We start from the raw sequence: 26,522 nt of genomic DNA, 5'->3' as shown, positions 1-26,522 counted from the left end.
CGGCCAGCCGCTGCGGCCGGGGCTACACTGGCCGGACCATGCCCATCGTGTATCGCCTGCTGACCCTTCTGCTGACGCCGCTGGCCCTGGTGCGCCTGCAGCGCGGCGAAACCCGGCCGGGGCGCTGGCGCGAGCGCCTGGGATGGCTTGAGGGCCTCAGCCCCGGGCGAGTCTGGATTCACGCGGCATCCGTGGGCGAGATCAACGCCGCCCAGGGCCTGATCAACGCCCTGCTCGAGCGCGGCGAGAAGCTTCTGATCAGCACCATGACGGTGACCGGCGCCGAGCGCTGTCGGGATCTGTTTGGCGAGCGGGTCGAGCACCGCTACCTGGCGCTGGACAACCCCTTCTCAGTGCGCGCATGGCTTAATCGGGCAAGACCGCGTATGGGTCTGATCATCGAGACCGAAATCTGGCCAGAGCTGTTCGGTCGCTGCCGTGCGCTCGACATCCCCATGTTGATGATCAGCGCCCGCGTGAGCGAACCCGCCATGCGCCGGTACCGACGCTTTCCGAAGCTCTTCGGCGAGGCGCTGAACGGGATTGTCCTGGCCACCTGCCAGACGCAAACCGACGCCGAGCGCCTGACCCTTCTCGGACTGCCACCGCAGCGGATTGTCGAAACCGGCAATCTGAAATTCGATCTCGCCCTGCCCGATGACCTGACGACCCGGGCCGCGGCGCTGAAGTCCGAATGGGCGGGGCGGTCCGTCTGGACTGCGGGCAGCACGCGACCCGGTGAAGAAGAGATCCTGATCGCCGCCCACCGCCGGCTTTTGAACTCGCGGCCCGACGCCTTGCTGGTCATTGCACCCCGTCATCCCGACCGTGCCGGAGAGATCGCCCGTTTGATGGACCAGGAAGCGCTGAGCTGGTGCGCCTATGGACAGACGCCCGACGCCTCCACCAAGGTCGTTCTGGTCGACCGATTGGGCGTGCTGATTGTCTGCTACGCGGCTTCGCAGGTGGCATTCGTCGGCGGCAGCCTGGTTGAGCTGGGCGGACACAACCTGCTCGAACCTGCCGCATTGGCCCGCCCGGTCCTGGCCGGACCGCATCTACAACAGCAGGCAGCGGCGGCCAGCGCCCTGGAGTCAACTGACGGTCTCGTCAAGGTCGTCGACGCCCCGACCCTGGCCCACTGCCTGCAGAGACTGTTTGCCGATTCGGCCGAAGCCGAAAAAATCGGCCTGGCCGCGCAGGCGGCGCTACGAAACGGTCGCGGCAGCCTGAAGAAAACGCTCGCCGCCCTCGATCCGTGGCTGTGACCTGGCGAAAAGCAGACTACTGAAGCAGCTGGTTGACCTGGACCAGATCCTGCTCATCCAGCAGGCCGGCAGCCTGGCGCAAGCGCAGACCGTTGAGGATGAACTGATGGCGAGCGTTGGAGTAATTGCGTTCGGCCTGAAACAGGCGCTGCTCGGAAATCAGCACGTCGACAATGGTTCTCGTGCCAACTTCAAAACCGGCATTGGTCGCTTCCAGCGCGCTTTCGGCTGATACCACCGCCTGGCGCCGAGCCTCAACTTCCCGGATACCAGCGATCACCGCGCGGTAGGCGGTTTCGGTCTGGCGAACAACGGCCCGCTCGGCCTGATCCAGCACTTCATCGGCCAAGCGCAGGCTCTGGCCGGCCTGACGACGCCGGGATTCGGTAGCAAAGCCCTCGAAGATGGGAATATCGAGAGTCAGGCCCAGCTGCCAGCCGTCGGTGCGGAAGGTGGTGGTTCCGATCGGGGTCTGGGTTTCGGGGTCACGCGCGACGAACTCGTTGTTCTGGTTGCGGCTGTAGGAACCGGTCAGACCCAGTGACGGCAGGTGGCCGGCACGGGCAATACGCAGCTCGGCGTCGGCCACATCGACCTGGCGACGCTGCTGAAGCACCAGCGGGCTGGTCTCCAGCGCGGACTGAACCCATTCGTTGGCGTTGGACGGCTCCGGCGGCGACAGCGGTACGTCCTCGATCAGGCGGGCAAAGTTCTCGAACCAGGTGCCGGTGGTCTCGCGCAGCGCCTCGCGGGCATCTTCCAGCGTATTCTGGGCCACGATCACCCGCGCCCTCGCCCCGTCCCAGGTTGCGCGGGCCTCATGGACGTCGGTGACCGCCGCCAGGCCGACCTCGAAGCGCTGTTCAGCCTGCTCGAACTGGCGCCGCAAGGCGGTTTCCTCGGCCTCGGCAAAGCGCACGGTATCCAGCGCGGTCAAGACATCGAAGTAGCGCTCACTGACGCGGAACAGGAAGTTCTGGAAGGCTTCCCTGTATTGAGCATCGGCGGCCGCCAGCTCCGCTCGACCGCGCTCCAGGCGACCATAGTTGGCGTCGTCATAGATGCTTTGGCGCAGCTGGATGCTGTAGTTGCGCTGATCGATGTCGTTGGTCGGCAGGCTGTTTCCGCCCACGCTGGGCGACGACTCTCCCAGGGTCTGCGAAGCGCTGCCCGACAGTTGGGGCAGCAGCGCTGCGCGGGTCTGAACCGGGATCTCTCCGGCAACGGCCAGGCGACTCTCCGCAGCGCGCAATTCGGCGTCATTGGACTGGGCCAGTTCGTATACGCCCAACAGGTCGACCGCGACGGCCAGCGGACTCAGCGCCAGCGACAGGCTCAGCGCAACAGCAGTTTTCTTGATCATGAACATACTCTAATGTAATCGGGTTCAGAATTCGAAAACGGGACGGTCCTCTGCCCCAATCAGTCTGGGGAGGTCGGTCTCGAACAAACTTTCAGTGGACCGCTGACCCTGGGCATCCAGGTTCACACAGACCGCCTCCATCGCCGGGCTGCAGCCCCGCACGGCAAACAGACAACCACCCGGGCTGACCCAGTCCAGAAGCCGCGTCGGCACATCAGCCGCCGACCCCGTCACAACGATCCGATCAAACGTTCTGCCGGGGTCGAAACTCTCGTCGAAGACATCGCTGCAGCGAACTTCCACATCGGTAAATCCCAGTCGTTCCAGGCGCGCGGCGGCGGTATCGGCCAGTTCGGCATGAATATCGATACTCAAAACCCGACCACCCAGGGCAGACAGGCAGGCCGCGGTGAAACCGCTGCCGGTGCCGATTTCCAGGACCGTATGCCCCTGCTCCAGGCCCAGCGCCTGGAGCATTCGGCCCTCCTCGACCGGCTTCATCATCACCTGTTGCATGGCCAATGGAAGGCGCAGGTCGGCGAACGCCATGCGGCGATAGCGCGACGGCACGAAATCCTCGCGCGGCACCTTGCCCAGAACGTCGAGCACGTTTGTATCGAGCACGTCCCAGGTGCGAATCTGCTGCTCGACCATGTTGAATCGAGCCTGTTCGATATTGAGCGACATTCTATTATTGTACTCGCCCCGCCGTGAGATCGGCTGTGCCGGAGGTCATGAGCGCCTGCAGTAGAATCAGCTTGGCAGACTCACGCAAACGCCGAGGCCAGATCGATCATGAAGATGAAGTCGTTCCACCTGCTTTTCACCAGCCTGGCGCTGATCAGTCAGCTTGCCGCGCACGCCGAAACCCGTTCGACGGTGATATTCGAACAGGTCCGGTTGGTCGACGTGGCCAGCGGTCAGGTCTCCGCACCCGCCGACCTGGCTGTCGCCTCGGGCCGTATTCTGCCCGCCGGGTCCGAGCCGGCTGATGCCATCCGGGTATCGGCGGCGGGCAAATACCTCATGCCCGGGCTGGCCGAGATGCATGCCCATGTACCGCCGGAACGGGTCGGGGCGCAGCAGATCCACGATACGCTCGTGCTGTACCTGGCCCACGGCATCACCACGATCCGGGGCATGCTGGGCGAGCCATCGCATCTGGTTCTGCGCCAGCGACTGGCTGCCGGCGAGCTCCCCGGGCCGCGCCTGATCACATCGGGCCCGTCTTTCAACAACCGCACCATCGCCTCGCCGGCTGCGGCCGCCGAGCGCGCGCGGTCTCAGGCCGAAGCCGGCTATGACCTGCTCAAGCTGCATCCAGGCCTGTGGCCGGACGCCTTTGCCGCCATCGCCGAAACCGCCGATGCCCTGGGTATGGCCTACTCGGGCCATGTTTCCGTGGCCGTGGGGCTGGACCGGGTGCTGGCCTCGCGCCAGGGCAGCATCGATCATCTGGATGGCTACGGTCAGCAACTGGTGCCGCCGGACCACCCCTTGCATGGCACCTATCCGGGGCTGTTTGCGATCAATCTCGTTGAGGGGATGGACCCGGATCTCATTCCTGAACTGGCGCGCCGGACCGCCGAGTCAGGCATCGCCAACGTGCCCACCCAGAGCCTGATCGAGAACTGGGCGATCGGAGACCTCGATGCCCTGATGGCCCGGCCGGCCATGCGCTGGATTCCGGAAGCCACGCAAGCCCAGTGGCTGGAGGGCATTGACCGGATCCGCGCCGGCACCTCACCCGAGCAAGGCGAGCGTTTCGTTGAAATCCGGCGCGCGCTGATCGGCGCGCTGCACGAGGCCGGGGCGGTGCTGCTGCTAGGCGCTGATGCGCCGCAGATTCTCAACATCCCGGGCGACGCCATCCACCACGAGCTTGAAACCTACGTCGCCAGCGGCCTGTCACCTGCCGAGGCGCTGGCCACCGGCACCGTCAACGTCGCCCGCTATTTCGACCAGTCCGATCGCTACGCTTGCCTCCAGTCCGGTTGCATTGCCGATCTGGTCCTGCTCGACGCCAATCCGCTCGATGACATCCGCAACAGCCGCGAGATCGAGGGCGTGATGCGGGCCGGACGCTGGTTCGACCGACAAACCCTGGACCGGATGCTTGAGGAGGTGGCCGCACGCGCCGCGGGAAAGTCGTGAACGCAACTTCGGCCTGGCTGGAAGGGGTTGACCACAAACCGCTGAGTTACTGGAAGCGACTTCAGGCCCGCGCCCCAGAGGAAATCGAGCTGGCGGTCATCCACGCGACCGAACTGCCCGATCTGGCCGCTGCCCGGGAATACGGCGAACGCATCCACTACCCGGTCTCTCAAACCGGCAACAGCGGTCACTTTTATATCGATCGCGACGGCCACGTCGAGCAATGGGTCGCGCTGGATCGGGTCGCCCACCACGTCGCCGGCCACAATCGCTCGTCGATCGGTATCGAACTGATCAACCTGGGTCGATTCCCGGACTGGTTCAACAGTGATCACCAAGCCTGGCGGGAGGCCATCACGCCGGCTCAGATCGCGGCGCTGATCGATCTGCTCAACCGTTTAATGGAACATATTCCAACGCTGGACGGTATCGCCGGGCACGACCAGCTCGATGTGCGCTTCGTGCCGGCCAGCGATGATCCCAACCTCCAGGTTCGGCGAAAACTGGACCCGGGCCCGGACTTTCCCTGGCGCACCGTGAGCGAGGCAACCGGTTTGTCAGCGCTTGGCAGGCCGTAGCGCCGCGGCCACGATTTCGCCCACGTCCGGGCTCAGGCGACCGCCCGCAAGACGCTCCAGCTCGCCCTGCATCCGCTCTGCCCGACCGGGTTCATAGCGTTGCCAGCGAGCAAACGCTGCGGCCAGGCGCGCTGCAACTTGCGGGTTGATGACATCAAGCTGGGCAATGATGTCGGCCACCTGCCGGTAACCGGCCCCGTCGGCGCGATGAAAAGCCACCGGGTTGGCCATGGCGAAACCGCCGACCACGGCGCGTACCTTGTTCGGATTTCTCAGGCTGAAGGCAGGATGCTCCATCAGTTTCGGCAGCACCTCGGCCACCGCCGGATCGGGTCGGGTCGCCTGAACGGCGAACCACTTGTCCATGACCAGCGCATCGTCGGCAAAACGCTCGGCGAAATCCGCCAACGCGGCGTCGGCCTCATCTGCGTTGCCGTGAACCAGTGCGCGCAGCGCCGCGAACCGATCGGTCATGTTGTCGGCCCGACGGTACTGCGCTTCGGCCTGCACGCTCCAGGTTCGATCGCTGGCTGCCGAAAGCCAATGCAGCGCGATGTTCTTGAGGCGCCGGCGGGCGATTTCTGCCGCATCCGCGCTCCAGGCACGATCGCTATCGAGGCGCTGGAACACGGCGTTGAGTTCGGCGGTCAGATGATCGGCCAGGTAGGTGGCCAGATCGGTTCGGGCACGATGAATCGCCTCCGGGTCGACCTGCTCACACTGTTCCGCAAGCTCGGCTTCGGACGGCAGCGACAGCAGCTCGGCCGCCAGCGCCGGGTCCAGCGCCGGGTCGGAAAGGGTCGCTCGCCAGGCCGAAGCCAGCAGTGCGACGGTATCCGGCAGGCCTGCTGGGCGCTTGATGCCCTCGTGCAAAATGCGTTCTGCCAGGCGACGGCCGGCGCGCCAGCGGTTGACGGCGTCCGGATCGAAGCCGGCCAGTCGGGCCAGCTGCTCCAGCGACCAGTCATATTCCAGATGCACCGGCGCGGAAAAGTCGCGCAACAGGGACGGCAGGGCATCAGCCTGCAAGCCGCGGAAACGATACTCTTCGCGCTCCCGATCGAGCACCAGCAACACGGTCTCGGATGGGCCGGTGTCACCTCCTACCAGGACCGGCTGGAGCGGCCGGTTATCGGCGTCCAGAAAACCCACGGCAACCGGGATCAGCAACGGTCCGAGATCAGCGTTATCCGGGTGTTCGGGAAGCGACTGCTCCAGGCTGAGCACCAGTTCCCCTTGATCGGCATCGAAACGGGTAGCGGCCCGCACGGTGGGTGTGCCGACCTGGCGATACCAGCGCTCGAACCGGCCGAGATCGCGGCCGTTGGCGTCGCCCATCGCCGCGAGGAAATCGTCGCAGGTCACCGCCTGGCCGTCGTGTCGCTGGAAGTAAAGATCGAGCCCGCGCCGGAAGCCGTCGTGGCCCAGAAGCGTCTGGTACATGCGCACCACTTCCGCACCTTTTTCGTACACCGTCGCGGTATAGAAATTGTTGATTTCCACGTAGCGTTCCGGTCGCACCGGATGGGCCATTGGGCCGGCGTCTTCCGGCATCTGGCGGGCAATCAGATCGGTCACATCCTGGATGCGCTTGACCGGACGCGAATGCAGGTCGCTGGTAAATTCCTGGTCGCGGAAGACGGTCAGGCCTTCCTTGAGGGTGAGCTGGAACCAGTCCCGGCAGGTGACGCGATTGCCGGTCCAGTTGTGAAAGTACTCGTGCGCGATCACCGCCTCGACCGCCTCGAAATCAGCGTCAGTGGCGGTTTCGTGATCGGCCAGCACGTAGCGCGCATTGAAGATGTTGAGCGACTTGTTCTCCATCGCGCCCATGTTGAAATCATGCGTGGCAACGATGTGGTAAACGTCCAGATCGTACTCCAGCCCGAATCGCTCCTCGTCCCAGCGCATGGCCCGCTTCAGGCTGCCCATGGCGTGGGCCAGACGATCGAGGCTGTCGGGTTCGGAATGAATCTGCAGGGCCACTGTCCGGCCCGAGGCCGTAATGAAGGTGTCGCTGATCGACGCCAGGCGTCCTGCGGCGATGGCAAAAAGGTAGCTGGGTTTCGGAAACGGGTCCTCCCAGACGGCGTAGTGTTCGCCGCCGTCGAGCTCGCCTTGCTCTATGCAGTTGCCGTTGGACAGCAGCACCGGAAATTCCGATCGCGACCCTTCAAGCCGCACGCGAAACCGTGTCATCACGTCGGGACGGTCCGGAAACCAGGTGATCTTGCGAAAACCCTCTGGCTCGCACTGGGTCAGCAGCATGTTCCCGGCCGCGTACAGGCCCTCCAGCGCGGTGTTGGCGCTGGGGGCAATCTCGACCTCGGTTTCAACCTCGGCCTGGTCGGGCACCGAACCAATGATCATTTCCTCACCCTCATGGCGGCGCTGACCATGAGTCACAGGGTTTCCGTTGACGCGCACGGCGCGTGTGGTCAGGCCCACGCCGGCCAGGGCCAGCGGCGCGCGGCTGGCGTCGCTGTCAGGGTTGCGACGCACGAACAGGCGTGCATGCACCCGGGTCGTGTCGCGATCCAGCTTCAGCGTCAGTTCTGCCTGATCAATCAGCCAGGCCGGTGGGTGGTAATCTCGGCGCAGCGTGGGCTTGCTGTTCTGGTCGGCGCGAAGGGCCATCTGTGATTCCGTGGTCATGAAGGCTCTGTAGTATACGGATCGTGGGGTCAAGGAGTGTTTCGATGAAGTTGTGGTTGCTCCGACATGCCAGCGCAGAGGACCGCGCGCCTTCCGGGCGTGACGAGGACCGGCGACTGACAGTTTCGGGTCGCAGAACCTGCCACGACCTGCAGGCTTGGATTCGCGAGTATGCCGAGCCGTTGCCGGGGCGCATCCTGGTCTCCCCGGCCCAGCGGACACTGGAGACCTCGCGCACCGCCCTGGGGCACCTCGACTTTCCCCCCGCGGTGATTGAACCCGGGCTCTGGAACGCCAGCGTCGGCGATCTGGTCAAATTAGTCGATCAGGCCAGCGCGGAGACCAGTTCTCTCATGCTGATCGGCCACAATCCCGGCCTCGAGGGACTGGTGCGCTGGCTTGGCGGGCAGCTGCCCGTCGTCGGCATGAAAGCGGGTAGCCTCGTCATCCTGGAATTGCCACTGCCGCCGGCGCCTGAACGGGCGCGCACCGTCGCGGCCTTTCAGCCGACGGACTCGACGTAGACCGTTGCCAGCGCCTCGATCCCGGCCTGGTCGCCGGCATCAAATCGATTCGCAAGCGGACTGTCGATATCCAGCACGCCGAACACCATGCCGTCGCGTTTCAGCGGCACGACGATTTCCGAGTTCGAAGCCGTATCGCAGGCGATATGACCTTCAAACGCGTGCACGTCAGCCACCCGCTGGGTCTGGCCCGTGGCGGCGGCCGTGCCGCACACGCCCTGCCCCCATGGGATGTTGACGCAGGCCGGCTTGCCCTGGAAGGGCCCGAGCACAAGACTTTCGCCTTCGATGAAGTAAAACCCTGCCCAATTCAAATCCGGCAGTTCCTGGAAAATCAGCGCGCTCAGGTTGGCCGCATTGGCAATCTGATGCGGCTGCCCGGACAACAGCCCGCGGGCCTGGGCGACCAGAGTCCGGTAATGAGGAGGCATCGAATCGGTCATTACAAAGTCGAGAGCGAAGTTTCAGGTTTTTTGGGGGATTGAGGAAGCCTGCCGGAAAATCAGGGTACGGTTGTTGGCCGGCAAGGCCAGATCCGCCTCTGCGTGCAGGCCGCGGCGCGCGGCCTGGGCGGTGATCTCAACGGCGTCACGCACGCCCATGTCCGGATCGCGGGACTTCAGCGAGCGATCAAACGCTGCGTTGCTCGCCGCAGTGTGAATGCCGCTGTCGTGGAATGGGCCGTAGATAATCAGCCGCCCCCCGGGCACCAGCACCTTGACCACCTGGTCCAGCAGCACCAGCGTGTGATCCCAGGGCATGATGTGCAGGGTGTTGGCGGTAAAAACCGCATCAAAACGGCCTGCCGGCCAGTTCGCCGTCAGAACGTTCAATTCGATCGGGTTCGGCAGCAGGTCGTCGCCTTCCAGATCGACGCGGGCCTGAATACCCGGAAGGTTCTCGGCCAGGTCCGAGCACTGCCAGCGCAGACCGGGCATCTGCTTGGTAAAGTGAACCGCGTGCTGGGCGGTGCCCGAGCCGATTTCGAGCACTGTTGAGCACTGCGGCAACAGCGCTGCAAGCACCTCTAAGATCACCCGCTTGTTGCGCTCGCAGGCCTCTGAATGGCGCATCAAACTGTAGAACGCACACGCAAGGGCCCGACACTCGCCGGGCCCTTGGTGGTGACTACTTGAGTGAAAAGATTAGTTGAAATCGACCACACAAATCGCTGGAGTTCCTGTTTCGTCAAAATTGACCGATGCAAATCTTTCCGTGTCCTCTTCGCTTGACACCGGCACCCGCCTACAGTCTCCTGACCAGGTTGGAGAAGTGCCCACTGGTGCTTGCAGAAGTACGGAACTATCAGTAAATGAACTGATGCAGTCTAAGCTCTCAATCAATTCAAGCGTACCATCTTCTAGTAAAGCTCCTTCGGACTTGCCGCAACTGATGCCCTCTGGACTACTCAAGATTCTACTTACAGCGTCTCTAGGTGCACGAACATCAACCACCAACTGGAACTCGCCATCATCTTCCAGCGGCGGGCAGGCAGGATCCGGCGGCGGCGGCGAAAGGAAGCTCTGGAAGCTGCGCAGATCAACGCCAACGCCCGTAAACAGACCCGTGGGTGAACCCGATGAAGTCGTAAACTCACACTGACCGACCCGCGGGAAGGTTTCGTCGTCAAGCGAACTGGCGCAACCCGACAGTCCGACCAGAACGCTCGCTGAGGTCCGACCATTGCCGTCGGTGATTCCTGGCACGGTTTCGATGTCCAGAATGCCGCCGTCTGCGTTACAGGTGCCCGTAAGGCCTACGCCGGGAATGGGCTGATCATCGCCGTCGAGCAAAGTCAAGGTCAACGACCTGATGAAGGTTCCCGGTATCGTGTCCGTGACGGTCGACGGTCGCACCGTCAGGCGGGCCACGCCCGGCGGCACAACTTCGACTTCGGCAACAGCGTCGCTGATTGAGAACACGACCGTGGCCGAATCACCCTGCGGCACCATCCCCGTGGTGGACAAGACCGTGTCCACGCATCCAGGCCCGGCAGAGCCAGTGGCCGCCGCCGTATTCGCCGGCAGAGGCGCGCCATCCAGTTCGGCCCCGATATCCCCGCCGCCCAGATCGGCCCTCGGGAAAAATCCGTTCAGCGGGGTTCCCAGGCCATCGACAACGCACAGGCGCACGGTGGCGTCGGAGTTTCCGCGCACGTTCGACGGTACAGCGGTTAACGTCAGTGGCGTAACCGCGGGGAAGGTAACCGGTTGCGCATCGGCCACCGTTTTCACCCCAGCCGACCCGGACTGCTCTCCCTGGGTCCACAGAACCACCGGCTGTCCCACTGCAGAAACCGGATAGGTCAGGCGCACCGATCCACGACCACGCTCATCCAGAACGAGGTTGCCGTCGATAAATCCGACCTGCGAGCGGCCGACTACCCAGGGTATGACCGCGCCGTCGTCGACCAGCTCTCCGCTGGGATTATTCGAATTGAACGGCTCGGTCACCGTCAGGCTCTGTGAGTCGACCACGCTGGCAACGGAGCGCACCGCTTCGTGCTCGCGGTTGCCGGGCACGCTCTTGCCAAACAGGATCAGGGTGTCCCCCGACTCCACGGCCTCGTCCGGGCGGTCCGGATCGGTCAGGAGCCCTTCGTCGGGATCATCGACAGTGAACAAAAGCCCTCCTTCCTCGGGGTCACCGTCGGGCCCGGAGAACACGTACAGTGGCGGATTGCTCGGTGTCAGTGGACTATCGACCTTGCCGAAGGCGACCGGCTGGCCCGGCAGCGGCGGATTGCCCTGACGATCGGTGGCGATCACCGTGACGGTATAAGAGTACGTTCCATCCGGATTGGGCGGGATGGAAATACCGGTGTCCGGATCCACTTGCGGCTCGACATCGGTCTCAAACTCGGCCGCAATCGGATTGATCAGCAACGCATTCGTTGACGGGCTGACCAGCCGCAAGGCAAACAGACGGCCATCGCCCACGTTGATCGACCGCTGGGCTGACAGATCATCCTGAATTTCGTTGTCGACATTGTTGTCGGCTCGGTCCACGGTTGCCGTGATTCGATGATTACCGGTCTCGGAACCGGCGTTAAGCGAGAAATTGGCAACGCCGTTGACGGTACGGACGGCGATTTCGGTGCCGTTGACCGATCCTTCGGCCCCGGTTCCGGTCAAGCGGGCGCCACTGCCGTCCGGAGCGTCAAGCTTCAGCTGCACGTTATTGAAGGCAACACCGTCAGCCTCAGGATTGGGAACCGGGTTGCCTCCGGAGTCGGTGACCGTCACGCTCAGCGATTTGGTGGTCGGTCCATCCGAGCCTTGCACGTACACCGGATCCGGCCCGATCCCGAACGACAGATCACCCGGCAGGAAGTCCGCGCCGCCATCTTCGATCTCGAGAACGAAGTCTTCTGAAAACCGCTCACCGCTGCTGGCATCCTGCGCGGTCACCGAGACGGTCAATGTTCCCGGTCGGTCGGCACTGTGAATGAAAAGCGTTGCGACACCCGCGGTCATGTTGACCGGACCGCTGCCCACCAGAAGTTCGAACTCATTTTCGTCGGTCGTCGGATCGTCCAGGGTCGAGAAGGCGCCCAGGCTGACCGGCGAAACCGCCACGGAGATCTGGCCGCCTTCCACTTCACCGGCGTTGCCATCGGGGTCTGTGTAGCGAACGGTCAGTTCATTGACGTACGGCGACCCCAGGAATGGTGGGACCTCTGCTGTATTCGTGGGTATTGAAGCAGAACCGGAAATTTCCAAAACGGCAGTTGGGGGGGGCTCGCAAGAACTTTCGGATACCTGCAGCGTCGCAGTGCCAGTTACCGTGCCAGCCCCTGAAGGATTCTGAGACGATCCCGTCAAAGTCACCGATCCGGTTTCAACGCCACTAAACACCCTGAACTGAGCGGTACCACCCGATGTCTGAGCGGAGTCTGTCTCCACGCTAGCGAGGTCGGTATTGCTGCTGCTCAAGTTCACCGTGGTGCCATCGGCAACAGCAGAACCGTCAGCCTGCTCAACGCTCACATTGACTTGAACATTGGGCGTGCACTCAAAAGCGGCGGCTTCAATCGAGGATTGAACCGGCGTTACGGTAAGTCGCGCTGCACCGCCGTTATCAAAGCCGCCGGAAGAGCTGCCGCCACAAGCTGCAAGCGTGAAAAGAAGCAGAAGTGCAACTGTGTTTTTCACCGCGTTCATTGGTGGCAAGTCCCTAAGAGTATTGATTGCATTCATTTCGTTCGGCTCCCGGTCAGTCATCGTAGGCCGCGCGGTCGTCCAGGATCGAGGGGGTCACGAAAATCAGCAGCTCGCGCTTCTGATCCTCGGTACCCCGTCGCCGGAACAGATGGCCCAGCACGGGCACGTCACCCATGACCGGCACCTTGCTGGAACTGAAGTTACGCTCCTCCTGGAAGATGCCGCCGAGCACCACGGTCTGCCCGTTATCCACCAGAACATTGGTTCCCATTTCGCGGGTGTCAATCGAAGGCACGGAGCCCCCCCGACCCGTTTCGAAAATTTCACCAACGGTGTCCTGCTTGATGCTCAGATCCAGCTGCACGCGATTATCCGGAGTGATCAACGGCCGGACTCGCAATTCAAGAACCGCTTCCTTGAATTCCACATTGACCGCGCCGGCCTGATTGCCTCCCTGCAGCGATTCAAACGGAATCTCCACACCCTGCTGAATAAAGGCTTCCTGCTGGTTGGCCGTGATCAGACGAGGCGTGGAAATCACCTCGCCACGTCCTTCGGTTTCAAGCGCGCTGAGTTCCAGATCCAACAGATAATCGGCGGCAAGAAAGGACACACCCAGACTGCCGGCCGGATTGGACACCGGAAGATTGATGTTAAGGCGATCCTCAAGACCCGGGATATCCACCGGCGTACTGCTACCCCGCCCGGACCGGCGATTCGCGATGGCAGTCTGGTTGATGCCATCCAGAGCTTCAGAGGTCGCCGAAGTGGAAAACAGGTTGCCCCGGCTGTCCTGCCGGGACGCTGTTACCCCAAACCGCACGCCCAGCTCGTAGTTGAAATCGTGGCGGGCGATCACGATCCGTGACTCGATCGAGACCTGGCGAACCGGCCGATCCAGCTCGGTGACCAGATCTCGAATTTGATCGATATTTTCCAGCGTGTCGGTCACCAGCAACGTATTGGTGCGCTCGTCAACCGAGACTGAACCACGTTCTGAAAGCATTCCGCTCTCTTCACCTGCACTCGATTGCACGATGCCCGCCAGGTTGGAGGCATCGGCGTAGCTGATCGGGATCATGGCCGTGCGCAACGGCTCCAGGGTCTGGCGATCGGCGCGGGCTCGCAAGATTTGCTGCTCGCGACTGACGATCTCCTCGATCGGGGCGATCCAGATGACATTGCCCGATCGACGCATGTCCAGATTCTTGGTCTCCAAGACGATGTCCAGCGCCTGGTCCCAAGGGACGTTGGTCAGCCGCAGGGTCAGTGCTCCGGACACGGAGTCCGAGACCACGATGTTGAGATCGGAAACGTCGGCGATCAACTGAAGAACCGAGCGGACCTGGATATCCTGGAAATTGAGCGTGATGCGGCTGCCCTCGTACTCGCGCTCCTCGAAGAACTGAAGTTCGCGATCCTGCTCAGCCTCCGTTTCCTCCGGTCGCTCCACTTCGATCACCAGTTGGCTGTCGGTCTGGTAGGCCAGATGTTCGTAGGCGCCGGCCACGTCGATCAACAATCGCACGTTGTCATTGCGCTGTTCGGGAGTGATCATCTGCACCGGTGTTGCAAAATCGGCGACATCCAGGCGGCGATACATATCTTCCGACAGAATCGTGTCGAACAGGTCGACCCTCAGCCCGCCGGCGCGTTCATCGACCGTGATGTTAACGCCGGGCTGATCGAGATTGACGATGACCTGGCCACCACCGTCCGGTGAGCGGCGGAAATCGAAATTGGTGATGGCGTGGCCAGCGTCGCCGCTGGCGCCGCTTCGTGCGCGGGACGTGTCAGCACCCACGGCATTGGCGGCGCCGCCGGAAACGACCAGCGCCAGTTCGTTACCGGCCATCTCCAGCTCGTAGGGGACCATCCGCGACAGGTCGACGACCAAACGGGTTCGTCCACCGGCGCTGAGCGCCTGGTAACTTTGAGCGGGTCCGCTGCCAACGGAAACGCTTTCAGCCGACAGGCTCGTGCTCGTTTCCGGGAGATCGACAACAATCCGTGGCGGCTCCTCGGTTGCGAAAACTGTTGGTTCAGGGAAGGAAGAATCAGTCGTCAGGATCAGTCGCACCTCGCCACCTGTACTTTCAACCCGCACATCGGTCAGTTCAGCTGCCTGCGCAGTCGCCAACAGCGCCAGAAGCAGAGTCATCAGTCCGGCCAACCCGGCTTTTCTTGTCATCACGCTTCTCCCAGTCGTCCCCGAATCGGGTCCTGCAGTACCAAAATTCCTGCGGCTCATCGTCTTCATTCCACTCATCAGGCTTCATCCATCGCGATCTGAACGCGCCGTTCGCTCCAGCCGCCACGGCCATCCTGAACCAATTCCCGCAACTCCACGCGGCTGGCCGTGACCCGCTCGACAAGGCCATGATTGCGGCCCAGATAGTTGCCCTCGGTGATCCGGTGAACCACGTTCTCGTTATCCCGAATCAGGGCGTAATCCACCCCGTCGATTCGCAGCGTACCCACCATGGCCAGGGTATCCAGCGGAAAGCCTTCCAGAAATTCCCTGCGTCGGTCGGGATCGGGCCGCGGCCCGTCGCCAGTACCCACGTCGGTCACATCGTCTTCCGCTCGCGCCGCCTGACGTTGGAAGGGGTCGCGCAGATTGTCCGCCTCGTAGGCCACAACCTCGGCGGTCTCCACCGGCGGAATCGGGTCAATCGGCTCGCCCGGACGCTGGCTTTCCTCGGCCACCCAAAGCCGCAGATCGCGAGCATCCCGGTCGCAGGCCGTCACAAAGACAACGACCATCAGCAGCGGCCAGAACATCTTGAATCTTGCGCCCATCAGGGACCTCCTTCCGAGCTTTGCGCGGCGGCGGTCTCGGTCTCGTCGAGATAGCGATAGGTCGTGATCGCGCCGTCCATGCGCAAGCGGCCACCGGAACCTTCCACCGGCTGCAGCGAGATGTCCTGAATCGTCAGGATGACCACCCGCGGCAGCGAAGCCACGGTGCTGACGAATTCACCGAACTGATGGTAAGTCCCGACCATGCGCACGTTGATCGGTTGCTCCGCGAAGAAGTCTCGTGTGATCTCTGCACGCGGCTCGAACAGTTCATTGTCGATCCCCGCCCCCAAGGCGGTCTGAGAGATATCGACCAGCAACTCAGCCATTTCGGTTTTCGACGGCAACTGCCGAAGCATCGCTTCGAGCATTTCTTCCATTTCCACCAGCTGCCGCTCATAGGCCGGAAGATTGGCCGCTTTTTGCTGCTTTTCCTGAAACTCCTGCTTGAGCTGGACTTCGACGCGTTCCCTGTTTTCCAGCGTCTCGCGCTGGTCCTTGATCAGGAACCAGTATCCAGCCGCCAGAATCAGCACGGCGATGAAAGCGAGGATGACAAACTTGGCACCACTCGAGGCGCTGCCCAGGTTATTGAAATCAAGATCCTTGAGTTCTGACAACTGCATGATCAGACCTCCTCGCCGCTGTCGCGCGGCGGACCAATAACCGCCTGCAGCTCAAACCGGAACGGTTGATCGGCGCGCTGCTCGCTCGACTCGATCTCGATGATGCGTAGTTGCGGGTCTCGCAACCAGGTCGCGTCCGCGATCCGACGCATATACTCCGAAACCCGGGTTTCGGACTCCGTCGTACCCACGATGGTCAAATCCGAGCCGGTCTGACGAACGGAATTGAGCGTAATCCCCTCCGGAACCGTTTGGGCAATCTGGTTGAACAGGTGAACCATCAGCGAACGGTTTTCCTGCAGGCGCTCAATCACGTTTTTGCGCGAAATCAGACGATCCCGGGTCCGCTCGAGATCCTCGATACGGGCAATCTCCCGGTCGAGCGCGCGGATCTCGCTGCGGAGGAAGTCGTTGCGAGCCTCCTGGCCTTCGATGATGTTTCCCATCAGTTGGTTGGAACCGAATACGGCGGCAGCGGCTAGCGCTGCGACAGCCACGACGAGAATCACGAAATTGCGCTGGCGCTCCTGACGCTGGGTTTCCCGCCAGGGCAGAAGATTGATTCTGGACATCAGTCAAACCCCCTGAGCGCCAGGCCGGTGGCAATGGTCAGCGCCGGCCGCACCTGATCCAGCTGCCGGGCGTTGATCCGAGGCGAAAGACGCATACTCTTGAGTGGATCACCCAGTTCCGTCGAGATACCCACCTCGTCACCCAGCGCCTCGGCAAGACCCGGTATCAAAGCACCGCCGCCTGTCAGGTAAAGCGTGCCCAGGCTCATGTAATCGCTGGAAGAAGCGTAGAACTGCAGCGCACGGCTGATCTGCTGAATGATGTTTTGCCGGAAAGGCTCAAGCACCTCGTCCTCGAAACCCGCCGGCGGCGCCTCTCCCCGCTGCAGGAAGCGAGCCTGATTGGCATCCATGCCGTATCGGCGCATGCATTCCTCCACCAGCAGATTGCCGCCGAAGGAATGCTCGCGACTGTAAATACTGCGATTACCCCGCAAAACGATCATGGTGGACGACACAGCGCCAATATTGAGCACCGCCAGGGTTTCCGATTCGTCAATCCCCGATTGTTGCCGAACCAGATCGAAAGCATTGGAGACGGCGAACGATTCGACGTCCACGACCTGTATGGTCAGGCCCGCCAGGTCCGCCACCTCGCGACGCATGTCGACATGCTCGGTCTTTGAGGCGGCCAGAAGAATCTCCAGCAAATCCGCGTTTCTCGGAGACGGTCCCAGGACTTCGAAATCCAGGCTGACTTCCTCGCGCGGATAGGGAATGTAATGACCGGCTTCAACCTCGATCTGCGCCTCGATATCGTCCTCGCTCAGATCATCCGGCAAATTGATCATCTTGGTAATCACGGCAGAACCACTGACCGCCATGGCGCAGCGCTTTGCCGTCACACCCGCGCGCTTGATGACCTGGCGCAGTGCCGCCGCAACCGGCTCCGGTTCGCCGATGACTCCTTCGCTGACGGCGTTGTCGGGCAGAGGCTCTACGCCGAAGGCTTCCAGCCGCACGGCATCGCCCGAACCGGCCAGCTGCACCACCTTGATACTGCTGGTGCCGATGTCCACGCCAACCAGCGGAGGCGGGCCCTTGCCCAGTAGCTTGCCCAGAATTCCGTTCATCTGCGTGTCGTCGCCCTCTTTGAACCTGCCCCGCGCAGTGTGCCACGAGTCACACTTTGACGCCCAATTTCCGCCAGGGACCCGGTGACGCAAACAACTATACTACCGGTAGTGACGATTGTCTGCCCCTCTTGGCTGACCGACGGCACTTTTTCCCTCCGGCACCGTCTCAATGACCGGACTGCGCACACGTGACAGGCGGATTACTCCTTGTACCACAACTCATGCTCCGATTAAAGTTTTTAATAAAGTTTTCCATCTACATGTTTTCCCTGGCTTTGCTGGCCGGGACAGCCGGGATTGGCGCGATCTGGGTGCTGGTGGTTCCGACCTTGCCAGACGTCGAGAGCCTGCGCGACATTCGCCTGCAGGTGCCGCTGCGGGTGTTTTCCGAGGACGGCGCACTGATGGCCGAAATCGGCGAGCAGCGGCGCACGCCGGTTGCCCTGGACGAGGTACCGGAGACGCTGCGGCTGGCGTTTCTGGCCGCCGAGGATGACCGCTTCTATCGCCATCCCGGCATCGACTGGCGCGGCACCCTGCGCGGCGCACTGCTGTACGCCCGCAGCCTCGGCCAGGGCCGGGTGCCGGGCGGCAGCACCATCACCCAGCAGGTGGCGCGAAGATTCTTCCTGACGACCGAATACTCGGTCACGCGCAAGCTGCGCGAAATGCTGCTGGCGCTGAAGATCGAGCGCGAGATGAGCAAGGACGAAATCTTCGAGCTCTACCTGAACAAGGAATTCCTCGGCCACCGCGCCTACGGCATCGTTGCGGCGGCCCGGGTTTACTACGGCACCGATCTTGAAACGCTCACGATCGCCCAGATGGCGCAGCTGGCTGCGCTGCCCAAGGCGCCTTCGCGCGACAACCCGATCTCCGGCCCGCGCCAGGCCATGGTCCGGCGCAACTGGGTGATTGAGCGCATGCACCATCTGGGCTACATCTCTTCCGAAGCCCGCGACGAGGCGCTGGCCGCGCCCAACACGGCCCGCTATCACGGCCCGGTCATCGAGCTCAACGCCCCGTGGGTGGCGGAAATGGCGCGCCAGGAGCTGATCGATCGATTCGGCAGCGAGGAGGCCTATGCCGGCGGTTATCAAATCCACACCACGGTGCGTTCATCGATGCAGCGCGCCGCCGACGAGGCCGTGCGCGATGGTCTTCAGGCCTACGATCGCCGCCACGGCTGGCGCGGGCCCGAACAACAGCTGGCACCCGAAATCCTCGAAGACGCGGCAGCGCTGGAACAACGACTGCGCGAGGTCCGGGCCGTGGCCGACCTGGTCCCGGCCGTGGTCGTAGCATCCGACGACGAACAGGCCTGGCTGCAGCTGCGCGACGGCGAGCAGATCACCCTCACGCTCGAAAGCCTGACCTGGGCCAGACCGTTTCTGGAGCTCAACAGCCTCGGCTCGCGACCGACCGCGGTCACCGACGTCCTCGTTCCAGGCGACGTGGTGCGGCTGCGCAGCGTCGAAGATCAGTGGCAGCTGGCCCAGGTGCCGCGTGCCGAAGCGGCGCTGGTCGCCATGGAAGCCGATAGCGGCGCCATCCTGGCCATGGTCGGCGGCCTGGACTTCTCGCGCAACCAGTTCAACCGGGTCACCCAGAGTCGGCGCCAGCCCGGCTCGTCGTTCAAGCCGTTCATCTACGCCGCTGCCCTGGATCACGGCTACACGCCGGCCTCCATGGTCAACGATGCGCCTGTCGTGGTCGATGACCCGTCGCTGGAGCGAGCCTGGCGACCGACCAACTTCGGGCGCCGATTCCACGGCCCCACGCGCCTACGCGAAGCCATGATTCATTCGCGCAACCTGGTCAGCGTACGACTGTTGATGGATATCGGTCTGGACTATGCCCGCGACTACATCAGCGACTTCGGGTTTGAGCGCACCGACCTGCCCAATGGACCGTCGATGGCGCTGGGCTCGGCCTCGCTCACGCCGCTGAGCGTGACCACCGCCTACAGTGCCTTCGCCAACGGCGGCTATGCGGTCGAGCCGCAGTTCATCCATCGCGTCACCGACGGTTTCGGACGCACGGTCTATGAACCGGAATGGCCGCGGATCTGCCCCGACTGTCCTGAACCCCGCCCCGAGCCTGCGCTCGAAGAAGATAATGCGGAGGAACCGCCCCCGGCCGGACCGCGGCGGGTCGACCTGAGCCAGCCCGAGGGCAGCGCCGAAGACAGCGCAGAACTGGTCGGCCCGACAATTCCGCCGATCGCGCCCCGCGTGGTCAGCGCCCAGACCAGCTGGCTGATCCACTCCATGCTCTCCGACGTGGTCAGCGAGGGCACCGGGCGGCGCGCGCTGGCGCTGGGCCGACAGGACCTGGCCGGCAAGACCGGGACCACCAACGACCTGCGCGATACCTGGTTCGTCGGTTTCGGCGGCGGCATCGTCGCCACCGTGTGGCTGGGCATGGACGACAACGACTCGCTCGGGCGCCAGGAGCAGGGTGGCCGCACGGCGCTGCCGCTGTGGGTCGACTTCATGGAAGTGGCCCTGCAGGGTCGGCCTGAACGCCTGCCCGCCGAGCCGGTCGGGCTCGCCCGGGCCATGATCAATCCCGACTCCGGGCTCAGGGCGCGCCCGGGCACCCCGGGGGCGATTCCTGAATGGTTCCACGCCGACAATCTGCCGCCGCTGGAGGATCCCAGCGAGCGCGGCGGCGAAGACGACCCCTACGACATTTTTTAAAAGGTGCGCTGATGGCCCATCGATCCGCCCGATCCAGCAGCCGGCGACAGCGCCAGGAAGTGGCCGCCGAAGCGGCCCGGATCATCGCCACCGAGGGCCAAAGATCCTACCTGGCCGCCAAGCAGAAGGCCGCCGAGCGCCTGGGTGCGGCCAGCCGCGGCGGCCTGCCCACCAACGCCGAGATCGAGCGCGCGCTCAAGGAATGGCAGCACCTCTACGGCGGCCCGGAGCACGCCGAAAGACTGCGCGCGATGCGGCTGGCCGCGCTGGAAGCCATGGACTTTCTGGAACCGTTCCAGCCGCGTCTGGTGGGCCCGGTCCTGGAGGGCACGGCCGATGAATATTCGCGCGTGTGCCTGCACCTGTTTTCCGAAGACCCCGACGCAGTAGTCCACTTCCTGATGGAGCACGGCATCGATTTCGAGCAGGAGCGGCGGCGGATTCGCTGGCACGACGGCGACTACCGCGAGGTCGACGTGCTGGTGGTCGAGGCCGGCGAACAGACCGTGGAAATGACCCTGATGATCGGACGCGATGCGGTTCATCCGCCGCCCAGCCCGATCGACGGCAACGCGGTACGCAGAATCGGCCGGGCCGACCTGCGCGCCTTGATCGATCAAGGCTAGTTGGCAAACAACCGTCCTATTCACGGCCCGTTCAGGCACGCTTGCCGCGCCTGCGGTACATTCGAGTCATGAGCAAACTACTTGGCAAGGTATTGAGGGTTGCCGTCCTTGGCGCGCTGGCCTTCGGCCTGACCGCCTGCGTCAGCTATCACCAGCCGCGCTACGGCGCTGACGGCGTTTATTTCGACCAGACCCGGCACCAGCCGCGCACCGTGGTGGTCGCCGATCCCCTGCTCTACCCCTACTGGTCGCTGGACTACTTCTATTTCAGCCGCTATTACCACCCCTACTCGGTCGCGGTCTCGGCCTACGATCCATGGTTCTACCCCTACCCGGGCTGGTACTACGGCTACCGCCCCGGCGCAGGCAGCAGCTTCGGCCTCAGCGTCGGCTTCGGCACCTATTACCCGTGGCACGGCTTCGGCTACGCCAGCTACCGGCCGTGGCGCCCTTATGCCGTGCGCTATCCGCATTACCTGGGCGACCCGTATCAACGGCCCTCTCACCGGGTTCACCAGATCGACGAAAGGCTGCGCGCCATTGACGAGCGGGGGCGTTCTCCCAGAATCGTCCGACCCACCAGCCAGCCGGGCGCGCCCGCGTTACGTTCGGATGCCATGCTTCGTCAGCGCATCGCCGAAGACCGCGCCACCCGTGGCGCCCGCAGGACCGAGCCGGTCCGGGCCGCGACGCGCAGCTCCCAGCGGCGGTCGACCACCCGTCCGGCCGCCACCCGGCGCAGTCCATCGACCCAGCCGTCGCGCCAGCGCAGCAGCCCCATGCGCACGGTGCGACCGCAGCGTCAGCCGCCACGAGCTGAGCTCCGCTCTGGCGTCGATATGTCGGCTTTCAGCGCCGAGCGCAGATCAGCGCCCCGACCGGCGCCCGCGCCGCGCATCCGCGCGACCGAACCGCGGTCGCGCCCGGCCCCTGCCACCAGAGCACCGGACCAACAGTCCCGACCCTCACGACCGTCGCCCCGGCAAGAAATCACCCCCTCGCGTGCACCGCAGGCGCGGCCTGCGCCCTCGACCCGCCGGATGCCGCCACGGGAAACGTCGCAAGCTCCCCGCGCCAGGTCAAGAATCGATCGATCCGATCGAGAGCGGGATCGGTAACCACGCTAGTCGGCCGCTAGCTGGCACAGGCCGGCCGGGGTTTGACTTTCCGCCGCTGCAGCGCTAACGTTAAAGCTCGGTGTGTACGGGGAAATCGCTGATGATCAACGTTTCCACGTCCCGGCTTGCGGGAATTCTGGCCATCGCCGTGCTGCTTTCAGGCTGCGCGAGCTCTTCTCAATTCCGCACTGTCGACGACGGGGTTTATCTGGGTAGCGCGGACCGGACCCACCTGAGCTCGCGCCAGGCGGCGATCGTCAACCCGAGGAGCTATCCGTTCTGGTCGATCGATTTCTTCTACTTCAGCCACTTCTACGGGCCGATGGGGGCGCGAGCAGCCTATGACCCGCCGCTGCATCCCTCGGCAGGCCCCTGCAGCCGCTGGGCCAAGCATCTTTGCCTGGAAGAGTTCTATACCCGTCACCTGTACACCCGACTGCGCGCCGAACGCGATGACTTCTGGCTGACCAAGCGCGATCAGGGGCCCGCCGGGGACCACCGCATCCGGGCGCTCAACGCAGGGGCCGAACTGCATCTCATGCAACGCGTCAGCGAAGCCCGAAGAACCCTTGCCGAGCGCCGCCAGGTCGCCTCGCAGCAGCAGCGTCGCCTTGACGCTCAGGCCGCCGGGACCCGAAATGAATCCCGGCGAACGCTTGCCGCCCAGCGCCGCGCCGACTCGCAGCACAACACCCGTCTTGATGCCCGGACCGTCAGGGCCCGAAGCACGGCCCAGCGCGAGCGCGGCGCGACAGCGCAGCGGATGCGGGCCGAGCGCAGCGATTCCTCAGGCAGCCGCTCCAGCAGTCGACAGTCGGCCGCGCGCTCGGGCCATCGGCAGATCGGAGCATCTTCACGGGATTCGGCGGCGGCCGTCTCATCAACGAGCGCCAGCCAGATCGAGCGCTAAAGCTCTGGTGAAGCTCAGGCCCTGCTGATAGACTTGCTGGTTAGTTTCTGACCAGCCAGGACAGCAAATGCAGTACCCGGATCCCTTCGATGTGATCGTGATCGGCGGCGGCCACGCCGGCACCGAAGCCGCCCTGGCCTCGGCGCGCTGCGGCGCGCGCACCCTGCTGGTCACCCACAACGTCGAGACCGTCGGTCAGATGAGCTGCAACCCGGCCATCGGCGGCATCGGCAAGGGCCACCTGACCCGCGAAGTCGACGCCCTGGGCGGCGTCATGGCGCAGGCGGCCGATCGCGCCGGCATCCAGTGGCGCACCCTGAACGCCCGCAAGGGCCCGGCGGTCAGAGCGACCCGTGCCCAGTGCGATCGCAGCCTGTACCGCGCTGCGGTGCGCCGGGCCGTGGAGCATCAGGAAAACCTGAGCATCTTCCAGCAAGCCGTCGACGACCTGATCGTCGAGGGCGAGCGGGTGGTGGGCGTTCGCACCGGCATGGGCCTGGATTTCCGCGCCCGCGCCGTGGTCCTGACCACCGGCACGTTTCTTGGCGGTCGCATCCATATCGGCGAGACCAACCTGGCCGGCGGCCGCGCCGGAGACGCGCCGGCCAATGCCCTGGCCGCCCGGCTGCGCGAGCTGTCGCTGTCGGTCGGCCGGCTCAAGACCGGGACCCCGCCGCGCATCAACGGCCGCAGCATCGACTTCAGCGCCCTGACCGAACAACCCGGCGACGAACCGCGCCCGGTGTTTTCCTTCCTCGGCGAGCGCGCCCAGCACCCGCGCCAGGTCTCGTGCTTCATCACCCGCACGGGCGAGGCCACCCACGCGCTGATTCGCGCCGGCCTCGATCGTTCGCCGATGTACTCCGGCGCGATCGAGAGCACCGGCCCGCGCTACTGCCCTTCGATCGAGGACAAGGTGGTGCGCTTTGCCGACAAGTCCTCGCACCAGATTTTCCTCGAGCCCGAAGGCCTGGATGTGTGCGAGTGGTACCCCAACGGGATTTCTACCAGCCTGCCGTTCGACGTGCAGATCCAGATGGTGCGATCGATCCCGGGCCTGGAGCAGGCCGAGATCACCCGGCCGGGTTATGCCATCGAGTACGACTTTTTCGACCCGCGCGATCTCAGGCCCAGCCTGGAAACCCGCGATCTGCGGGGGCTGTATTTCGCCGGCCAGATCAACGGCACGACCGGCTATGAAGAAGCCGCCGCGCAAGGCCTGCTGGCCGGCCTCAATGCCGCCCGCCAGGCCGCCGATTTGGCGCCGTGGACGCCGGGACGCGACCAGGCCTATCTGGGCGTGCTGGTCGACGATCTGATCACCCAGGGCGCACCGGAGCCCTACCGGATGTTCACCAGCCGGGCCGAGTTCCGGCTGCATTTGCGCGAAGACAACGCCGACCTGCGCCTGACCGAGATCGGTCGCGAACTGGGTCTGGTCGACGACGCGCGCTGGGCGGCCTTCTGCCACCGGCGCGAGGCGATCGAGCTTGAACTCGAGCGCCTGCGCGGCCTGCGCATTGGCGCCAGCTCGACGACAGCGGCCCAGGCAGCGCAAGCGCTGGGCATTCCGATCAGCAAGGACGTGACCGCTGAGGAACTGCTGCGCCGCCCGGAGGTGAGCTACCGGGCGCTGATGGGCATCGACGGCCTCGGCCCCGGGGTCGAGGCCGAAGACGTGGCCGAACAGGTCGCCATCCAGATTCGCTACGCCGGCTACCTCGGCCGCCAGCAGGCCGAGATCGAGCGCCAGCGCCGCGCCGCCGGCCAGGCCATCCCCGAGGACTTCCGCTTCGAGGCGGTCAAGGGGCTGTCGGCGGAACTGACCGAAAAACTCGACCGAATCCGCCCCGCCTCCATCGACCAGGCCAGCCGCATCCCGGGCATGACCCCGGCCGCCATCTCACAGATCCTGGTCTACCTCAAGCGCCATCGCTCGGCCGCCTGAAGGCGCGTTCGGCAGTTCAGCTCTTCTTTACCGGTCGTGAGCCGGACGCGTCGCTCCAGGCGTCGCGATCAATCGCCAGGTCGGCAAAGCGGTCCGGGTCGAACACCGGCGTCGTGCCGGCGCGCGACTGTTCGTCGTAGTCACGCATCAGGCGAAAGCAGACCTTGACCATCAGGCCCAGCGCCAGCAGATTGACCACCGCCAGCAGGGCCATGGTCAGGTCGGCAAAGCTGAAGATCGTGGTCAGGTCCTGCATCGACCCCCACAGGATCAGCACCAGCATCAGCACCCGAAAGATCACGAACAAAAAGCGGTTGCCCGGATCGATCCAGTGGGTGGCGTTCTCGCCGAGATAGAAGTTGTAGAGAATCGAGCTGAAGGCAAACAGCATCAGCACGAAGCTGACAAAGGGCTGGCCCCACGCGCCGACGTGCTCGGCCAGGGCCAGCTGGGTCAAGACGACGCCGTTGTCGACATCGCCGACCGTGTGCATGCCGGCCATCAGGATGATGAAGGCGGTCGCGGTGCAGATGACGGCGGTGTCGATGAACACGCTGAACGATTGCACGATGCCCTGGTTAACCGGATGCGGCACATAGGCCACGCTGGCCACGTTGGGCGCGCTCCCCAGCCCGGCCTCGTTGGAAAAAAGGCCGCGCCGCACGCCGTGCATGATGGCCGCGCCAATGCCGCCGCCGATGGCCGGCTCAAGCCCGAACGCGCTCTTGACGATCAGCCCGAACACTGCCGGCACCTGGCCGATGTTGACCAGGATCACCACCAGCGCCACGGCGATGTAGAGCACCGCCATGACCGGAACCACCACCTCGGTGACCCGCGAAATGCGCTGCACCCCGCCGAAGATCGTCACCGCCACCACCGCCGTCAGCACGATGCCGGTGACCTGGGTCGGAACGCCGAAGGCCTCTTCCAGCGACGACGAAGCGGTAAACGACTGCAGGGCGACGAAGGCCAGTCCGAACGTCACCAGCAGCAGCAGGGTAAACACCAGTCCAAGGGCGCGGCTGCCCACGCCGCGCTCGATGTAGTACATCGGTCCGCCGCGGAAAGTCCCCGTCTTTTCGTCCCGGGTCTTGTAGGCCTGGGCCAGCGAGCACTCGAAAAAGCTGGTCGCCATGCCGATCAGGCCGACCACCCACATCCAGAAAATTGCGCCCGGGCCACCCAGGGTGATGGCCACGGCCACGCCGGCGATATTGCCGGCACCGACGCGGCCGGCCACGCTCAGGGTCAATGCCTGAAAAGAAGACACCTGCCCGGGGTGATGATGGAAGGCTTGCCCCAGCACCCGGAACATCTCGCCGAAATAGCGCAGCTGGACAAAGCGCGAGCCCACGGTAAAGACCAGCCCCATGGTGATCAGCACGATGACCAGAACGTAGGACCAGAGAAAGTCGGTGACAGTGACAAGCATGG

General features: G+C 64.0%; 21 protein-coding genes. 9 read left to right on the top strand and 12 right to left on the bottom strand.

Translation table 11 applies throughout. The features are described from left to right. The first annotated feature begins 38 nt into the window (after positions 1–38). Entirely contained in the window at positions 39–1,268 is a 1,230-nt protein-coding gene (locus tag G3I74_RS09770; protein ID WP_164211404.1) for a 3-deoxy-D-manno-octulosonic acid transferase, read from the top strand. A gap of 16 nt (positions 1,269–1,284) precedes the next feature. On the opposite strand, the gene G3I74_RS09765 is transcribed toward G3I74_RS09770, so the two are convergent. Continuing rightward, a complete protein-coding gene (locus G3I74_RS09765; RefSeq protein WP_164211403.1) occupies positions 1,285–2,631 on the bottom strand; it encodes a TolC family outer membrane protein in 1,347 nt (448 codons plus the stop codon). A gap of 24 nt (positions 2,632–2,655) precedes the next feature. Then, complete coding sequence (locus G3I74_RS09760) at positions 2,656–3,318, bottom strand: protein-L-isoaspartate O-methyltransferase family protein (protein WP_164211402.1); 663 nt, start codon at positions 3,316–3,318, stop codon at positions 2,656–2,658. 108 nt (positions 3,319–3,426) lie between these two features. Between G3I74_RS09760 and G3I74_RS09755 the strand changes: the two genes are divergently transcribed. Then, on the top strand, positions 3,427–4,785 hold the full coding sequence (locus G3I74_RS09755; RefSeq protein ID WP_164211401.1) for an amidohydrolase family protein: 1,359 nt from the start codon (positions 3,427–3,429) through the stop codon (positions 4,783–4,785). Next, positions 4,782–5,363 (top strand): N-acetylmuramoyl-L-alanine amidase, encoded by a 582-nt coding sequence (locus G3I74_RS09750; RefSeq protein WP_203594658.1) that lies wholly within the window; start codon positions 4,782–4,784, stop codon positions 5,361–5,363. Before G3I74_RS09755 ends, G3I74_RS09750 begins: the two co-directional genes overlap by 4 nt. On the opposite strand, the gene pepN is transcribed toward G3I74_RS09750, so the two are convergent. After that, positions 5,343–8,018: an aminopeptidase N gene (gene pepN / locus G3I74_RS09745; protein ID WP_420823074.1), complete on the bottom strand. Its 2,676-nt coding sequence runs from the start codon at positions 8,016–8,018 to the stop codon at positions 5,343–5,345. The genes G3I74_RS09750 and pepN overlap by 21 nt on opposite strands. A 44-nt stretch (positions 8,019–8,062) precedes the next feature. On the opposite strand from pepN, the gene G3I74_RS09740 reads away from it, so the two are divergent. Beyond that, complete coding sequence (locus G3I74_RS09740) at positions 8,063–8,542, top strand: SixA phosphatase family protein (protein ID WP_164211400.1); 480 nt, start codon at positions 8,063–8,065, stop codon at positions 8,540–8,542. On the opposite strand, the gene G3I74_RS09735 is transcribed toward G3I74_RS09740, so the two are convergent. The 8 genes from G3I74_RS09735 to pilM form a co-directional block, all read right to left on the bottom strand. After that, complete coding sequence (locus tag G3I74_RS09735; protein WP_164211399.1) at positions 8,521–8,985, bottom strand: GAF domain-containing protein; 465 nt, start codon at positions 8,983–8,985, stop codon at positions 8,521–8,523. The genes G3I74_RS09740 and G3I74_RS09735 overlap by 22 nt on opposite strands. Positions 8,986–9,006: 21 nt before the next feature. Beyond that, a complete protein-coding gene (locus tag G3I74_RS09730) occupies positions 9,007–9,615 on the bottom strand; it encodes a DUF938 domain-containing protein (protein ID WP_164211398.1) in 609 nt (202 codons plus the stop codon). Between the two features lie 72 nt (positions 9,616–9,687). Continuing rightward, the gene (locus G3I74_RS09725; RefSeq protein ID WP_164211397.1) at positions 9,688–12,705 is read right to left on the bottom strand and encodes a hypothetical protein; all 3,018 of its coding nucleotides are present in this window, start codon (positions 12,703–12,705) and stop codon (positions 9,688–9,690) included. Between the two features lie 52 nt (positions 12,706–12,757). Beyond that, positions 12,758–14,965, bottom strand: a complete 2,208-nt coding sequence (locus G3I74_RS09720) for a type IV pilus secretin PilQ (protein ID WP_164211396.1) — start codon at positions 14,963–14,965, stop codon at positions 12,758–12,760. An 8-nt stretch (positions 14,966–14,973) separates the two neighbouring features. Further along, entirely contained in the window at positions 14,974–15,507 is a 534-nt protein-coding gene (locus G3I74_RS09715) for a pilus assembly protein PilP (RefSeq protein ID WP_164211395.1), read from the bottom strand. Continuing rightward, positions 15,507–16,133 carry a type IV pilus inner membrane component PilO gene (locus G3I74_RS09710; protein WP_203594657.1) on the bottom strand — a complete coding sequence of 209 codons (627 nt, stop codon included), beginning with the start codon at positions 16,131–16,133 and terminating at the stop codon, positions 15,507–15,509. Before G3I74_RS09710 ends, G3I74_RS09715 begins: the two co-directional genes overlap by 1 nt. A gap of 2 nt (positions 16,134–16,135) precedes the next feature. Then, entirely contained in the window at positions 16,136–16,705 is a 570-nt protein-coding gene (locus G3I74_RS09705; protein WP_164211394.1) for a PilN domain-containing protein, read from the bottom strand. Continuing rightward, positions 16,705–17,778, bottom strand: coding sequence for a type IV pilus assembly protein PilM (pilM, locus tag G3I74_RS09700; RefSeq protein WP_164211393.1), 1,074 nt, complete (start codon positions 17,776–17,778; stop codon positions 16,705–16,707). Before pilM ends, G3I74_RS09705 begins: the two co-directional genes overlap by 1 nt. 224 nt (positions 17,779–18,002) lie before the next feature. Here pilM and G3I74_RS09695 point away from each other — a divergent pair, with 224 nt between their 5' ends. The 5 genes from G3I74_RS09695 to mnmG all read left to right on the top strand — a co-directional run bounded on the left by G3I74_RS09695 (position 18,003) and on the right by mnmG (position 25,085). Then, entirely contained in the window at positions 18,003–20,483 is a 2,481-nt protein-coding gene (locus G3I74_RS09695; RefSeq protein ID WP_164211392.1) for a penicillin-binding protein 1A, read from the top strand. A gap of 11 nt (positions 20,484–20,494) precedes the next feature. Next, a complete protein-coding gene (locus tag G3I74_RS09690) occupies positions 20,495–21,109 on the top strand; it encodes a hypothetical protein (RefSeq protein WP_164211391.1) in 615 nt (204 codons plus the stop codon). A gap of 68 nt (positions 21,110–21,177) precedes the next feature. Beyond that, complete coding sequence (locus tag G3I74_RS09685) at positions 21,178–22,227, top strand: hypothetical protein (RefSeq protein WP_164211390.1); 1,050 nt, start codon at positions 21,178–21,180, stop codon at positions 22,225–22,227. Positions 22,228–22,327: 100 nt separating this feature from the next. After that, positions 22,328–23,137 carry a hypothetical protein gene (locus G3I74_RS09680; RefSeq protein WP_164211389.1) on the top strand — a complete coding sequence of 270 codons (810 nt, stop codon included), beginning with the start codon at positions 22,328–22,330 and terminating at the stop codon, positions 23,135–23,137. Positions 23,138–23,204: 67 nt separating this feature from the next. Continuing rightward, positions 23,205–25,085 carry a tRNA uridine-5-carboxymethylaminomethyl(34) synthesis enzyme MnmG gene (gene mnmG, locus G3I74_RS09675; protein WP_164211388.1) on the top strand — a complete coding sequence of 627 codons (1,881 nt, stop codon included), beginning with the start codon at positions 23,205–23,207 and terminating at the stop codon, positions 25,083–25,085. Between the two features lie 16 nt (positions 25,086–25,101). Here the strand turns inward: mnmG and G3I74_RS09670 are convergent, their stop codons facing one another. Beyond that, complete coding sequence (locus G3I74_RS09670; RefSeq protein ID WP_164211387.1) at positions 25,102–26,520, bottom strand: alanine/glycine:cation symporter family protein; 1,419 nt, start codon at positions 26,518–26,520, stop codon at positions 25,102–25,104. Positions 26,521–26,522: the final 2 nt, after the last annotated feature.

This window comes from Wenzhouxiangella limi (assembly GCF_010499265.1).
GTDB classification, from domain to species: Bacteria; Pseudomonadota; Gammaproteobacteria; order Xanthomonadales; family Wenzhouxiangellaceae; genus Wenzhouxiangella; species Wenzhouxiangella limi.
This window is presented reverse-complemented; position numbering and strand designations above follow the sequence as displayed.

Bases quoted from the DNA above. Each gene is read 5' to 3' on its own strand.
- G3I74_RS09770 (WP_164211404.1), top strand. From the start codon at position 39: ATGCCCATCGTGTATCGCCTGCTGACCCTTCTGCTGACGCCGCTGGCC.
- G3I74_RS09765 (WP_164211403.1), bottom strand. From the start codon at position 2,631: ATGATCAAGAAAACTGCTGTTGCGCTGAGCCTGTCGCTGGCGCTGAGT.
- G3I74_RS09760 (WP_164211402.1), bottom strand. From the start codon at position 3,318: ATGTCGCTCAATATCGAACAGGCTCGATTCAACATGGTCGAGCAGCAG.
- G3I74_RS09755 (WP_164211401.1), top strand. From the start codon at position 3,427: ATGAAGATGAAGTCGTTCCACCTGCTTTTCACCAGCCTGGCGCTGATC.
- pepN (WP_420823074.1), bottom strand. From the start codon at position 8,018: ATGACCACGGAATCACAGATGGCCCTTCGCGCCGACCAGAACAGCAAG.
- G3I74_RS09740 (WP_164211400.1), top strand. From the start codon at position 8,063: ATGAAGTTGTGGTTGCTCCGACATGCCAGCGCAGAGGACCGCGCGCCT.
- G3I74_RS09735 (WP_164211399.1), bottom strand. From the start codon at position 8,985: ATGACCGATTCGATGCCTCCTCATTACCGGACTCTGGTCGCCCAGGCC.
- G3I74_RS09730 (WP_164211398.1), bottom strand. From the start codon at position 9,615: ATGCGCCATTCAGAGGCCTGCGAGCGCAACAAGCGGGTGATCTTAGAG.
- G3I74_RS09725 (WP_164211397.1), bottom strand. From the start codon at position 12,705: ATGAACGCGGTGAAAAACACAGTTGCACTTCTGCTTCTTTTCACGCTT.
- G3I74_RS09720 (WP_164211396.1), bottom strand. From the start codon at position 14,965: ATGAAGACGATGAGCCGCAGGAATTTTGGTACTGCAGGACCCGATTCG.
- G3I74_RS09715 (WP_164211395.1), bottom strand. From the start codon at position 15,507: ATGGGCGCAAGATTCAAGATGTTCTGGCCGCTGCTGATGGTCGTTGTC.
- G3I74_RS09710 (WP_203594657.1), bottom strand. From the start codon at position 16,133: ATGCAGTTGTCAGAACTCAAGGATCTTGATTTCAATAACCTGGGCAGC.
- G3I74_RS09705 (WP_164211394.1), bottom strand. From the start codon at position 16,705: ATGTCCAGAATCAATCTTCTGCCCTGGCGGGAAACCCAGCGTCAGGAG.
- pilM (WP_164211393.1), bottom strand. From the start codon at position 17,778: ATGAACGGAATTCTGGGCAAGCTACTGGGCAAGGGCCCGCCTCCGCTG.
- G3I74_RS09695 (WP_164211392.1), top strand. From the start codon at position 18,003: ATGCTCCGATTAAAGTTTTTAATAAAGTTTTCCATCTACATGTTTTCC.
- G3I74_RS09690 (WP_164211391.1), top strand. From the start codon at position 20,495: ATGGCCCATCGATCCGCCCGATCCAGCAGCCGGCGACAGCGCCAGGAA.
- G3I74_RS09685 (WP_164211390.1), top strand. From the start codon at position 21,178: ATGAGCAAACTACTTGGCAAGGTATTGAGGGTTGCCGTCCTTGGCGCG.
- G3I74_RS09680 (WP_164211389.1), top strand. From the start codon at position 22,328: ATGATCAACGTTTCCACGTCCCGGCTTGCGGGAATTCTGGCCATCGCC.
- mnmG (WP_164211388.1), top strand. From the start codon at position 23,205: ATGCAGTACCCGGATCCCTTCGATGTGATCGTGATCGGCGGCGGCCAC.
- G3I74_RS09670 (WP_164211387.1), bottom strand. From the start codon at position 26,520: ATGCTTGTCACTGTCACCGACTTTCTCTGGTCCTACGTTCTGGTCATC.